General features: G+C 60.6%; 9 protein-coding genes. 4 read left to right on the forward strand and 5 right to left on the reverse strand.

Annotated features, from left to right (window positions below):
• Positions 1–210: 210 nt before the first annotated feature.
• Complete coding sequence (uvrD, locus tag SOP95_RS14070; protein WP_274073750.1) at positions 211–2,394, reverse strand: DNA helicase II; 2,184 nt, start codon at positions 2,392–2,394, stop codon at positions 211–213.
• Between the two features lie 257 nt (positions 2,395–2,651).
• On the opposite strand from uvrD, the gene SOP95_RS14075 reads away from it, so the two are divergent.
• The gene (locus SOP95_RS14075; protein WP_323607387.1) at positions 2,652–5,522 is read left to right on the forward strand and encodes an EAL domain-containing protein; all 2,871 of its coding nucleotides are present in this window, start codon (positions 2,652–2,654) and stop codon (positions 5,520–5,522) included.
• A 70-nt stretch (positions 5,523–5,592) separates the two neighbouring features.
• Here SOP95_RS14075 and SOP95_RS14080 read toward each other — a convergent pair whose 3' ends face one another.
• The 4 genes from SOP95_RS14080 to aspA all read right to left on the reverse strand — a co-directional run bounded on the left by SOP95_RS14080 (position 5,593) and on the right by aspA (position 10,587).
• On the reverse strand, positions 5,593–5,907 hold the full coding sequence (locus SOP95_RS14080) for a hypothetical protein (RefSeq protein WP_323607388.1): 315 nt from the start codon (positions 5,905–5,907) through the stop codon (positions 5,593–5,595).
• A gap of 172 nt (positions 5,908–6,079) precedes the next feature.
• Positions 6,080–7,084 (reverse strand): asparaginase, encoded by a 1,005-nt coding sequence (locus SOP95_RS14085; RefSeq protein WP_323607389.1) that lies wholly within the window; start codon positions 7,082–7,084, stop codon positions 6,080–6,082.
• Positions 7,085–7,225: 141 nt separating this feature from the next.
• Positions 7,226–8,677 (reverse strand): alanine/glycine:cation symporter family protein, encoded by a 1,452-nt coding sequence (locus tag SOP95_RS14090; RefSeq protein WP_323607390.1) that lies wholly within the window; start codon positions 8,675–8,677, stop codon positions 7,226–7,228.
• Between the two features lie 485 nt (positions 8,678–9,162).
• Entirely contained in the window at positions 9,163–10,587 is a 1,425-nt protein-coding gene (gene aspA, locus SOP95_RS14095) for an aspartate ammonia-lyase (RefSeq protein WP_274073745.1), read from the reverse strand.
• Between the two features lie 179 nt (positions 10,588–10,766).
• Between aspA and SOP95_RS14100 the strand changes: the two genes are divergently transcribed.
• From SOP95_RS14100 to SOP95_RS14110, 3 genes are all read left to right on the forward strand, one after another.
• Entirely contained in the window at positions 10,767–11,675 is a 909-nt protein-coding gene (locus SOP95_RS14100; protein ID WP_046818579.1) for a LysR substrate-binding domain-containing protein, read from the forward strand.
• A 326-nt stretch (positions 11,676–12,001) separates the two neighbouring features.
• Complete coding sequence (gene purE, locus SOP95_RS14105; RefSeq protein ID WP_034149342.1) at positions 12,002–12,493, forward strand: 5-(carboxyamino)imidazole ribonucleotide mutase; 492 nt, start codon at positions 12,002–12,004, stop codon at positions 12,491–12,493.
• 11 nt (positions 12,494–12,504) lie between these two features.
• On the forward strand, positions 12,505–13,587 hold the full coding sequence (locus SOP95_RS14110; RefSeq protein WP_180202118.1) for a 5-(carboxyamino)imidazole ribonucleotide synthase: 1,083 nt from the start codon (positions 12,505–12,507) through the stop codon (positions 13,585–13,587).
• The last annotated feature ends 6 nt before the right edge of the window (positions 13,588–13,593 follow it).

Below are 13,593 nucleotides of genomic sequence, written 5' to 3' on the forward strand. Positions count from 1 at the left end.
CTGTAGGATAAGTAAATAAGTTCTGTAGGAAATGATACCTGGCGTCGCAGCGCGAGCAGGATGACGCCCGCCGTGATCAGGCCTATGCCAGCGCCGCGTAACCTTGTGGGAGCGGGCTTGCTCGCGAAGAACGATAACGCGGTGTTCCTGACGAACCGCGGTGCGACCTTCGCGAGCAAGCCCGCTCCCACATGGATTCTCTGGCGTTCTTTAGATCGCTTCCAGCTTCGCGTACCCCAGCATCAACCACTTGCTGCCTTCGCTGAAGTTCACCTGGACCCGAGCCGCCGCACCGGCGCCTTCGAAGTTGAGGATCACGCCGTCACCGAAGATCGAGTGGCGCACAGTCTGGCCCAGGCTGAAGCCGGTCTGCGGAATCTCGCTGCCGCTGAACAGGTTGCTGCCGCTCATCGACTGGTTGCCCCCGAACGGACGGCTGACGCTGTTGGACAGCCGCACCTCCTGAATCAGGCCCTTGGGCACTTCGCGTACGAAGCGCGACACCTTGTTGTAGGTCTCGCTGCCGTACAGGCGTCGGGTTTCAGCATAAGTCATCACAAGGTTCTGCATGGCCCGAGTGATGCCTACATAGGCCAGGCGACGCTCTTCCTCAAGACGGCCGGGCTCTTCCAGGCTCATCTTGTGCGGGAACAGGCCTTCTTCCATGCCCACCAGGAACACATAGGGGAATTCCAGGCCCTTGGCACTGTGCAGGGTCATCAGCTGAATGCTGTCTTCGTGTTCGTCGGCCTGGGTATCGCCGGCTTCCAGTGAGGCGTGACCGAGGAAAGCCGCCAGTGGCGTCAGGTCCTCGTCCTCTTCGCTGTTTTCGAAGTTGCGCGCGGCGCTGACCAGTTCCTCAAGGTTTTCTACCCGTGCCTGGCCTTTCTCGCCTTTTTCCGCTTCGTGGTAGGCGATCAGTCCCGACTGCTCGATGACGGTTTGGGTCATCAGGTGCAACGGCATGTCCATGCACTTGGCGGCGAGGTTCTCGATCAACTCGACAAACGCCCCCAGCGCGCTGGCTGCGCGGCCGGTAACGCCTTTGTTGGCCACCAGTTGGCGCATCGCTTCCCACATCGACACATCGCTGTGGCGGGCATGGTCGCGGATCGCTTCGACGGTTTTTTCGCCGATGCCCCGGGCCGGCACGTTGATCACCCGCTCCAGCGCGGCATCGTTGCCACGGCCTTCGAGCAGGCGAAGGTAGGCCATGGCGTTCTTGATTTCAGCGCGTTCGAAGAAGCGCTGGCCGCCATAGATGCGGTACGGAATGCGCTCGCGCAGCAAGGCTTCCTCCAACACGCGCGATTGGGCGTTGGAACGGTACAGGATCGCGATATCGCTGCGAGCCAAGCCGGTTTTCAGCGCACTTTCGATGGTTTCGACAACGTAGCGAGCTTCATCGTGTTCGTTGAACGCGGCGTACAGGTTGATGGCTTCGCCGTCGCCGCCATCGGTCCACAGCTCTTTGCCCAGGCGCCCGGTGTTGTTGGCGATCAAGGCGTTGGCGGCCTTGAGGATGCCGGCGGTGGAGCGGTAGTTCTGTTCCAGGCGAATGGTTTCAGCGTCCGGGAAATCTTCGGAGTACTGGTAGATGTTCTCGATTTTCGCGCCACGCCAGCCATAGATCGACTGGTCGTCGTCGCCGACCACCATCAGGCTGTCGCCACCTTTGGCCAGCAGGCGCAACCAGGCGTACTGCACGGCGTTGGTGTCTTGGAACTCGTCCACCAGAATGTGCCGGAAGCGCTTCTGATAATGCGCCAGCAGGCCAGGGTGATCACGCCACAGGTCGAGGGCGCGCAGCAGCAATTCGGAGAAGTCGATCACACCGGCGCGCAGGCAAGCGGCCTCGTAGGCCTCATAGATGCCGCGCATGGTCGCCAGGAACAGATCGCCGCTGGCTTGAATGTGTTGTGGGCGCAGGCCTTCGTCTTTCTGTCCGTTGATGAACCACTGGGCCTGACGGGCGGGCCAGCGTTGTTCGTCCAGGCCGAGCTCGCGGATCACTCGCTTGACCAGGCGTTGCTGGTCGTCGCTGTCGAGAATCTGAAAGGTCTGGCTCAAGCCCGCTTCCTGCCAGTGCGCCCGCAGCAAGCGGTGCGCCAGGCCGTGGAAGGTGCCGACCCACATACCGGCCGGGTTGATACCCATCAGCTGCTCGATGCGATGGCGCATCTCGGCAGCAGCCTTGTTGGTAAAGGTCACCGACAGGATGGAGTGGGGCGAGGCGTTTTCGACCTGGATCAACCAGGCGATACGGTGCACCAGCACTCGGGTTTTACCGGAACCAGCACCGGCCAGGACCAACTGACGACCCACGGGGGCAGCTACGGCCTGGCGTTGGGCATCGTTGAGGGAGTTCAGCAGAAGGGAGAGATCATCGCGCATCGGGGCATTCTAGGGGGCCGCGTCAGCTCGGGCAAACCCCGCTTTGCTTTAGCCGATGAAAGTTACCCATGGACGACCGGTCGGTCATCGGCTGCAAGCGTTGGCCGGCCCCGCTTGAAGGCATTCTGCCACGTCTGGCAGTCGACAATTTTTGTCTGTTTTTTGATCGGTAGCGGTTTGGTCCGGGCATTGCGTTGTGTATGCTCCGTCGACGTTTCGGGCTCATGCTCATCATTATAAGAACAAGAACACTGCCTATGACCCTCAGCTTCGACCTGTCGGGCCCTACTGTGGAGCCCCGGGTTATTCGTAAACGATACGCCATGGAAATGGCGGTCGAACGCACGCGTCTGCTGTACCAGGGTTCCTTGCTGCCCACACTGTTCATGTTGATCAATGGCCTGGTGTGCGCCGGTTTGCTCTGGAGTCCGCAGCGTTACTTCCTGGTCAGTGTCTGGCTGGTGTGGTTGCTGTCGCTGGTGGCATTGCGGGTGATCCAGGTGGCGGCCTTCGATTCGGCGATTCCCAACCGCCAGGCGCATCCGATCTGGCGACGCATGTTTCTGCTGGGCTCGGGTCTCACTGGCCTGACCCTGGCCGGTGCCGGTATTGCCCTGGTTCCCGCCGATAACTTCATTCAACAAGCGTGGGTCTTCGGCCTGATCGGTGCCGCGGCGCTATCGGCCAGCGTGGCCTACGCGGTGAGTTTGCCGGCGTTCCTGTCCTTCACCTTGCCCTGCCTGTTGCCGGCCATCGCCTATATGTTCTGGGGCGGGGACGACCAGCAACACGGTTGGGGCTGGTTCGGCCTGATTTTGCTCGGCGCTTTGAGTGTGGTCGCCTGGCAAGTGAATCGGTTGATCGATCGTGGGATGTTGCGACGCTTTCAGAATCAGGCGCTGATCGAGCATCTGCAGCAAGTGCAGAACTGCAGCGACCAGCTCAATCAGAAGCTGACCCGGGAAATCGACCAGCGTCGGCGTGCCGAAGACGAATTGCGCGAGATCCAGGTCGATCTGGAAAGCCGTGTCGCCCAGCGCAGTCTGGAGCTGGACGCGGCCAACCAGGCGCTGAGCAAGAGTGAGGCGCGCCTTGCGCTGGCATTGAAGGCCAGCGAACTGGGGCTGTGGGACTGGAACCTGCAAACCGACGAGGTCCATCACACGCAGATCCAGGAATTGTTCGGTCTGGAGCCGGAACAGGTGACGGCTATCCTGCGCCACCTCAAGCCCCGCCTGCACCCCGACGATCTGCCTGCATTGAAAAGGGCGTTGGTCGAGCATTTGAAGGGCCGCACCGAGGACTACCAGATCGAGTATCGCGTGCGGCATGGCGCTGGCCACTGGGTGTGGATCGAAGACCGTGGGCGGGCGGTCGAACGTGCCGACAACGGGCGGGTGGTTCGCATGGTGGGCACGCGGCGCGATATCAGTGCCAGCAAGGCCCAGGAGGAGCAACGGCAGTTGGCGGCGACGGTGTTCGAGGCCGCCAGCGAAGGTATCGTGATTTTCGATCCGGGTTATGCCCTGCTTGCGGTCAATCAAGCCTTCAGCCGGGTCACTGGCTATAAAATCGAGGAGATGCTTGGGCGCAACGTGGTCGAGTTGCCCTGCAGTCGCGATGCGCGACGGCATTACGGCGCGATCCATCAAGCGCTGGAGCAGCACGGCAGTTGGCAGGGTGAACTGGTGGAAACCCGCAAGAACGGCGAGATGTATCCACAATTTCTGCAATTGAATGCAGTACGCGATGTGCGGGGCAATGTCAGTCATATCGTGGGCTTCTTCGCCGATCTCTCGGCACGGCGAGAATCCGAAGAGCGCATGCGCTACCTGACCCATTACGACGAACTCACGGGGCTGGCCAATCGCTCGATGTTCCGCGAACGGCTGGGCGAGGCGCATCAGCGGGTGCGTCAGGGCGGTTATCGCAGCCTGGCGTTGTTGCACATCAATCTGGATCGTTTCAAGCAGCTCAACGACAGCCTGGGGCACGAAGTGGCCGATCAACTGTTGCAGAAAATGGCCCGGCGCCTGGTCAATGCATTACCTGAGGCAGACACCATCGCGCGCTTGTCCGGCGATGAATTCGCCGTGCTGTTCAATGCCTACGGTAACCTTTCCAGCCTGGCGCGGGTGGCCACGCGCCTGTCGGCCAAATTGCGCTTGCCGGTGACCGTCGAGGGTCATGAGCTGGTGGTCAGTGCTTCCATGGGCATCAGCCTGTTGCCGGATAACGCCCGGGAAATATCCGCATTGGTCAGTCAGTCGAACATGGCCATGCAGCACGCCAAGCATTTGGGCGGTAACAATTTCCAGTTCTACACCGATAGCTTGCAAACCAGCACCCTTGAGCGCTTGCAGCTGGAAAACCATCTGCGTAAAGCGGTTGAAGAGAAACAGCTGAAGGTGTTCTACCAACCAAAACTGTGCCTCGCCACGGGCAGGCTCAATGCCGCCGAGGCCCTGGTGCGCTGGGACCACCCGACCATGGGGCGGGTGCCGCCGGGGGATTTCATCGGTCTGGCGGAGGAGACCGGGTTGATCGGCCCGATCGGCGAGTTCGTCTTGCGCCAGGCCTGCTGGCAAGCCTGTGAGTGGCAACGCCTGGGACTCGAGGCGATTCGGGTGTCGGTCAATCTGTCGGTGCATCAATTGCGCCAGGGCAAGCTGGTCAGCCTGGTACGTCAGGTCCTGGAAGAAACCGGATTGGCGCCGCATTACCTTGAACTGGAACTTACCGAAAGCCAGTTGCTCGACAGCGTCGAGCACATTATCGCGACGTTCCAGCAACTGCGTGATCTGGGGGTGAAGCTGGCGATCGATGATTTTGGCACCGGCTATTCATCCCTGAGCTACCTCAAGCGCATCCCCGTGGATTACGTGAAGATCGATCAGGCGTTTATTCGCGGCTTGGGAGAGGGCACGGAAGATGCGGCGATTACCCGGGCGATTATTGCCATGGCCCACGGCTTGAAATTGAAAGTGGTGGCTGAAGGCGTGGAGCGACTGGAGCAGCTGGAGTTTTTGCAGGCTGAACGCTGTGATGAAGTGCAGGGCTATCTGATCAGCCGGCCGGTTGAGGCGCAGGCTCTGGCGGATTTGCTACGAGCGCAAGGCGTAAGTTAGCGACGAAGTTTCCCGCCATGCACTTGGCGTGTCTGGCGGGAAATTCTATAGCGTGGGAAATACACTGCTCTTAATGGGTAATCATTACTTCACTTATATGGTGCAGTAATTTTCCATCATGGAAGATGCTGACGCCGGTGACGTTTGAGTTGCCCATTTCCTTGTACTCGACAAACTTGTCTGTTAGAGCCTGCAGCGACATGTCGCTTGATTCTTCGAGTAGCAGGTCCAGGCGTATATTAGTGGTCTTGTCTTGCCGTGCACTCAGGACCAGCGTTGGTGTAATGCCACTATTGGCGACCGTTACGGTGCCGTAGGTGCGGAAAGAAGCAGCGCCCGGCATCCGGTCTATTTGTGCGGTCCAGCCTTTGGATGAAATGCTCATTATATGTAACTCCTGTAATCAAGTTTAGGTGCGTCCTGCCTGAGCAAAGGTATCTAACTTGACTTTGTTGTGGGAGTTATAATTGCATCGTATTTGTAAAGTTGTATGTTCGAAGTGGCGGCTCAAGTTCTCGAAAAGAACTTGAGTGCACTCATTATGAGGGATGTATATATCAAGCCAGCTCGCCACACAGGTCCCATTCGACCAGTCGCCGAACCTCGGAAGGTTCAAGTCCTGCACCTAGCAAGCCATGCAGTTTGCCGAACGCTGCTTCACGGGTCATGCCGCCACCTGAAAGCACACCGGCCACCCGCAAACGACTACCCGCCTCATAAACGTCCAGCTCTACGCCGCCTTCGTGGCACTGCGTGACTGCCACCACCACGACGCCCGCGTCCCGTGCCCGTTCCAGGCTGGCGAGAAAACCCGGGTTGTCGCTCGGACCGGTACCGCTGCCATAGCACTCCAGCACAAGGCCCTGAATGCCGCTGTCGATCAGGCCATCCAGAATTTCGGCGTCGATCCCAGGGAACAACGGCAGCACGCCGACTTTCGCCAGTTGCTTGCCCTGGTTGTAATTCAGCTGTGGCGGCAGGGAGTCGACCTTCACGCCACCACCCTGACGTTCCAGGCGCTTGAACGGATGCCGGCCGAAACTGCGCACTTTGGCGCAACGGGTCGGGTCCAGCAGTTCGCCGTGGAAGTACAAGTGCACCCCCGGCGCCAGGCCTTGGCCTAACGCAACCAGTGCGCCACCCAGGTTTTCCCAGGCGTCGCTGTCGGTTACGCCGGCCGGCAGCATCGAGCCGGTAAAGCACACGCGGGCGTGCAGGCCGAGCAATTGAAAACTCATGGCGGCGGCGCTGTAGGCCAGGGTGTCGGTGCCGTGCAGGATCAGCACGCTGTCGCAACCCTGCACGTCTACGGCATCGACCACCGCTTCGCGCAATTGCTGCCAATACGCCGGGGTCATGTTGGCGCTGTCGATCAGCGGCGACATCTCGCGAAAGCGCCATTGCGGTACCACCAGATCAGGCTGGCTGTGCAGGTATTCGCGCATCCGCGCTTCGAAACCGGATGCCGGCGCCAGGCCGTGTTCGCTGGCTTGCATGCCAATGGTGCCGCCGGTGTAGAGCACCATGACGTGCTGGGCGGCAGGGTAGGTCGAGGAATTCATGGGGGTGCTCCGATAACGATGAGTTCCTGTGTGGGAGCGGGCTTGCTCGCGAAGAGGGAGTGTCAGTCAGCATTGATGTTGCCTGACACACCGCTTTCGCGAGCAAGCCCGCTCCCACAAGGGATAACGCACTTTAACCGATCAGCGTTGCGCTGCGGGCACGCCCTGTGACTCGGCTTCAGCCTTGGTGATGGCGGCTGGCGGATTGGCTGGCCAGGCCTGGCGATCCAGGTCCAGGTCGGGGAACTTGCTCGAGTCGAACACCGGGGTCTTGATCCCGGCCGCGCGCTGGTCATCGTAGTCACGCAGGATGCGCATGCCGACCTTGAACAGCAGGAACAGCGCGATCAGGTTGACGAACGCCAGCATCGTCATGGTGATGTCGGCAAAGGCGAACACGGTCCCGAGGTTTTCGATGGCGCCCCAGAAAATCAGGACCAGCACCAGCGCACGGTAGCCCATCAGTGCCTTGCGGTTTTCACCGATCAGGAAGCGCAGGTTGCTCTCGCCCAGGTAGTAGTTGTAGAGGATCGAGGTGAACACGAACAACGCCAGCGCCACGGAAATGAACATCCGGCCCCAGTCACCGACCACGGCGGCGAGGGAGTTCTGGGTCAGGGCTATGCCGTCGCCTTCGAAACCCGGGGTATAGAAGCCCGACAGCAGGATCAGCAAGGCCGTGCAGGTGCAGATCACGAAGGTGTCAAGGAACACACTGAACGCCTGGACCACCCCTTGTGCGACCGGATGCTCGACCGCAGCCACCGCGGCCACGTTCGGCGCGCTGCCAAGGCCGGCCTCGTTGGCGAACACGCCGCGCTTGACTCCCATGATGATGGCGCTGCCGATCAGGCCGCCAAACGCCTGGTCCAGGCCGAAGGCGCTCTTGACGATGGTCATCAGCATGCCCGGCACCTGATCGAACTGCAGCACGATCACGTAGATGGTCACGCCGATGTACACCAGGGTCTTCACCGGTACCAGCAGGTCAGCGACCTTGGCGATGCGCTTGATCCCGCCGATGAACACCAGGCCCAGCAGCACGGCCAGGCCAAGGCCGGTCCAGGTGGTGTCGAGGCCGAACGCGTTGTTCAGAGAGTGGGTCACGGCATGGGATTGCAGGCCGTTGAAGGCGAAGCCGAAGGTAACCAGCAGCAGGAACGCCATGATCATCCCCAGCCAGCGCTTTTGCAGGCCGTGCTGGATGTAGTAGGAAGGGCCGCCACGGAACTGGCCTTCACTGTCGCAGCGCTTGTAGAGCTGGCCGAGGGAGCATTCGAAGAAGCTGCTCGACATGCCGACCAGTGCGGTTACCCACATCCAGAATACGGCACCGGGGCCACCCAGTGTCACGGCAATGCCGACACCGGCAATGTTGCCTGCACCGACACGCCCGGCCAGGCTGAGCATCAAGGCCTGGAACGAGCTGAGTTGACCGGCGCTGCTTTTGAGGCTGTCGCGGAAGACCGCGAACATATGGAAGAAGTGACGCAATTGAACGAAACGCGAGCGGATCGTGAAGTAGCTACCGAGCCCGACAATGAGCACGATCAGTACTTTGCCGGAGAGGAAGTCGTTGATGACTTCGAGCATGGATATTCCTCGCTGTTTTTTGTGGGGGCAGATGCTGGCCGGACAGAAACATCTCGTTACACCAGCGGGCGCACGGCACAACAGGTGGGTCGATGTTCGTCCCGGTTTCATATCGCGGGTTTGTTATTAGTTCGGGTTTCGCATGGGTTGTGGTCTCGCTACCGACGACCGCCTACGCGAAGAGGGGCGGCACTATACCGATGAGAGTGCCGTCCGTCTGCACGGTTGTGGTGCATGCGGTGAAACGAAGGGGATTTCGAAGGGTCTTGAGGGCCTCTTCGCTGGCAAGCCAGCTTCTACAGGTGGTTGGTGTTCACCCTGTCCTTGCAGGCGATGGCTTGCCAGCGAAAAGGCCAGCAAAAGCACCACAAGTTCCGAGTAAAAAAAAGGGCCTGGAGAATGATCTCCAAGCCCTCAAAAGGTGAGAGGTGTCTAGTCCCTCGACCTGGTGAGCGGTGGCTCTTGGTTAAAGAGCTGACGTTTGGTCAGGCTTTAAGCGGGACCAGACGCGGGGCAATCATGTTTTCCGGGCGCAGGATGTCGGCGAGCATGGCGTCGTCGAGCAGGCCTTCTTCACGCACCAGTTCCAGCACGCCGCGGCCGCTTTCGAGGGCGATACGGGCGATGCGGGTGGCGTTTTCATAACCGATGTACGGGTTCAGCGCGGTGACCAGGCCGATCGAGTGCTCGACCAGTTCACGGCAGCGTTCTTCGTTGGCGGTGATGCCGGTGATGCAATGCTCGCGCAGCATGTCCATGGCGCGTTGCAGCAGGCGGATCGAGTCGAAGATCTTGAAGGCGATCAGCGGCTCCATCACGTTCAATTGCAGCTGGCCGCCTTCGGCCGCGATGGTCAGGGCCAGGTCGTTGCCGATGATCTGGAATGCCACCTGGTTCACGGCTTCCGGGATAACCGGGTTGACCTTGCCTGGCATGATCGAGCTGCCTGGCTGACGCGCCGGCAGGTTGATTTCGTTGATGCCGGTGCGTGGGCCGCTGGACAGCAGGCGCAGGTCGTTACAGATCTTCGACAGCTTGACCGCGGTACGCTTGAGCATGCCGGAGAACAATACGAAGGCGCCCATGTCCGAGGTGGCTTCGATCAGGTCGGCCGCCGGTACCAGCGGGTGACCGCTGATGGTGGCCAGGCGCTGAACGGCCAGGTGCTGGTAACGCGGGTCGGCGTTGATGCCGGTGCCGATCGCGGTGCCGCCCAGGTTCACTTCGGTCAGCAGTTCGGGTGCCAGCGTCTTCAGGCGTGCCAGGTCTTCGCCCAAAGTGGTGGCGAAGGCGCGGAATTCCTGGCCAAGGGTCATCGGCACGGCGTCTTGCAGCTGGGTACGACCCATCTTCAGGACGTGGCTGAATTCTTCACCTTTGGCGGCGAACGACTGGATCAGGCTGTCGAGGCTGGCCAGCAGCGCGTCGTGACCCAAGAGCAGACCCAGGCGAATTGCCGTCGGGTAGGCGTCGTTGGTCGACTGCGCCATGTTCACGTCGTTGTTCGGGTGCAGGTACTGGTACTCGCCTTTCTCGTGACCCATTGCTTCGAGAGCAATGTTGGCAATCACTTCGTTGGCGTTCATGTTGGTGGAAGTACCGGCGCCGCCTTGAATCATGTCCACCACGAATTCTTCGTGGAAATCGCCGCGGATCAGACGGGCACAGGCTTCGCTGATGGCAGCGTGCTTGGCTTCGCTCAGGTGACCCAGCTCGCGGTTGGCGTCAGCGGCAGCTTGCTTGACCATGGCCAGGCCGACTACCAGCTTCGGGTAATGCGAAATCGGAACGCCCGAGAGACGGAAGTTGTTCACCGCTCGCAGGGTCTGGATGCCGTAATACGCTTGAGCCGGTACTTCGAGTACGCCAAGCAGGTCTTTTTCTGTGCGGAATGATGCAGCGGAGGACATGATAGAAATCATCTCAATATGGACCCGGGCTGTGCCGGAACACTGCAAATGCTAGGCTTGTGGAGAATTTTGGGCCAATGCTATTAAACACTGGCCTATGCATATTCGGCATAATGTCGATGTGACGCCGTGTTCGCGGTGAGCGTGTGACCTAAATTGGTGCGTTCCGGGAGGACGTGATGAATCTGGAAAGTAAATGGCTGGAGGACTTCAGTGCCCTGGCCGCCACCCGCAGTTTCTCCCAGGCAGCGGAACGCCGTTTCGTGACTCAACCGGCCTTCAGCCGCCGGATCCGTAGCCTTGAAGCCGCGCTGGGGCTCACCTTGGTCAACCGCTCGCGCACGCCGGTGGAGCTGACGGCGGCGGGCCAGCTGTTCCTGGTCACCGCGCGCACCGTGGTCGAGCAGCTCGGTGAAGTGCTGCGACACCTGCATCATCTGGAAGGCGGGCAGGGCGAAGTGATGCAGGTCGCGGCGGCGCACTCACTGGCACTGGGTTTTTTCCCGCGCTGGATCGCGCAACTGCGCAATGAAGGGTTGAACATCGCTACACGGCTGGTGGCGACCAACGTCGGCGACGCCGTGCACGCGCTGCGCGAAGGTGGATGCGACCTGATGCTGGCGTTCTACGATCCGGATGCCGCCATGCAGATGGACCCTGAGATCTTTCCTTCCCTGCACCTTGGGCATACCGAAATGCTCCCGGTGTGCGCGGCAGATGAGCAGGGCAAGCCCCTGTTCGATCTGGAGGGCGAGGCCAGCGTGCCGTTGCTGGCCTACAGCGCGGGAGCGTTTCTCGGGCGTTCGGTCAATGGCTTGCTGCGCCAACGCGCGCTGCGCTTTACCACGGTGTATGAAACCGCCATGGCCGATAGCCTCAAGAGCATGGCGCTGGAAGGGCTGGGGATTGCCTGGGTGCCGCAACTGAGTGTGCGCGCCGAGCTGGCGCGCGGTGAACTGGTGGTGTGTGGTGGGCCTCAGTGGCATGTGCCGTTGGAGATTCGCCTGTATCGCTGCGCGTTGGTGCGCAAGGCGAATGTGCGGTTGTTGTGGCGCAAACTGGAAGGCGGCGCTGCCCAAAGTACCTGAGACCGCGGAAACTCAAATGTGGGCTTGCTCGCGAATGCGGTATGTCAGGCAGCATTGATGTTGACTGACCCACCGCTTTCGCGAGCAAGCCCGCTCCCACAGGAGATTTGTGCTGTATTCCATTGACCTGGGAGTCAATAAAACCGGGACTTTGCGCCGTATGACAGATGGTCGCAACAGGGGCTGTTTATCTGCTGTATTGAGGTATACTGCGCGGCCTTCGGCCGGTTACGACCGGCCATAATTCGTACAATCAAGCCACGCATTTTGCGTGGCTTGTTGTTTTTTGATGCGCCTGCGGGCGCCCAGAGAGAAGAGGCACGACGATGAGTGCATTGGTTGGCGTGATCATGGGCTCCAAGTCCGATTGGTCCACCCTTAGCCACACCGCCGATATGCTGGAAAAGCTCGGCATCCCCTACGAGGTGAAAGTGGTCTCTGCCCACCGCACCCCGGACCTGCTCTTCCAGTACGCTGAAGAAGCCGAGGCGCGTGGCATCGAGGTGATCATCGCCGGTGCCGGTGGCGCAGCCCACTTGCCTGGCATGTGTGCGGCCAAGACCCACCTTCCGGTGCTGGGCGTGCCGGTGCAGTCGGCGATGCTCTCGGGCGTCGATTCGCTGCTCTCGATCGTGCAGATGCCAGCAGGTATTCCGGTCGCCACCCTGGCCATCGGCAAGGCCGGTGCGATCAACGCAGCCCTGCTGTCGGCGAGTATCCTGGGCGCCAAGCACCCGCAGTTCCACGAAGTACTGAAAACCTTCCGTGCTGAGCAGACAGACAGCGTCCTGGAAAATCCAGACCCACGCATCGCCTGAGGTTGTTGACGATGAAGATCGGTGTAATCGGTGGCGGCCAGTTGGGTCGCATGTTGGCGCTGGCGGGCACTCCGCTGGGCATGAACTTCGCTTTCCTCGACCCGGCGCCGGACGCTTGCGCCGCCGCGTTGGGCGAACACCTGCGGGCCGATTACGGCGATCAGGATCACCTGCGTCAGCTGGCTGATGAGGTCGATCTGGTGACCTTCGAATTCGAGAGCGTCCCGGCGGAAACCGTGGCGTTCCTGTCGCAGTTCGTGCCGGTTTACCCGAGCGCCGAAGCCCTGCGCATCGCCCGTGATCGCTGGTTCGAAAAGAGCATGTTCAAAGACCTGGGGATTCCGACCCCGGCATTTGCCGACATTCAGTCTCAGGCTGACCTCGACGCCGCCGTGGCTTCCATCGGCCTGCCCGCCGTACTGAAAACCCGCACCCTGGGTTACGACGGCAAGGGCCAGAAAGTCCTGCGCACACCGGAAGATGTCGTGGGTACCTTCGCCGAACTGGGCAGTGTGGCTTGCCTGCTGGAAGGCTTCGTACCCTTCACCGGCGAAGTCTCGCTGATCGCCGTGCGTGCCCGCGATGGCGAAACCAGGTTCTACCCGCTGGTGCACAACACCCACGACAGCGGCATCCTCAAGCTGTCCGTGGCCAGCACCGACCACCCGTTGCAGGCCTTGGCCGAGGATTACTCCAGCCGAGTGCTCAAGCAGCTGAATTATGTGGGCGTGATGGCGTTCGAGTTCTTTGAAGTCGACGGCGGCCTGAAAGCCAACGAAATCGCCCCTCGTGTGCACAACTCCGGGCACTGGACCACCGAAGGCGCCGAGTGCAGCCAGTTCGAAAACCACCTGCGGGCGGTCGCCGGCCTGCCGCTGGGTTCGACCGCCAAGGTCGGCGAAAGCGCGATGCTCAACTTCATCGGTAAAGTGCCGGAGACTGAAAAAGTCCTGGCCATTGCTGATTGCCATCTGCACCACTACGGCAAGGCGTTCAAGGTCGGCCGCAAGGTCGGTCACGCCAACCTGCGTTGTGCAGATCGCGAAACCCTCGCCGCGCAGATCCTCAAGGTCGAAGCGCTCATCGCCGAGTAAAACAGT

Origin of the sequence: Pseudomonas sp. YuFO8 (assembly GCF_035065025.1) — a bacterium.
GTDB classification, from domain to species: domain Bacteria; phylum Pseudomonadota; class Gammaproteobacteria; order Pseudomonadales; family Pseudomonadaceae; genus Aquipseudomonas; species Aquipseudomonas putida_AE.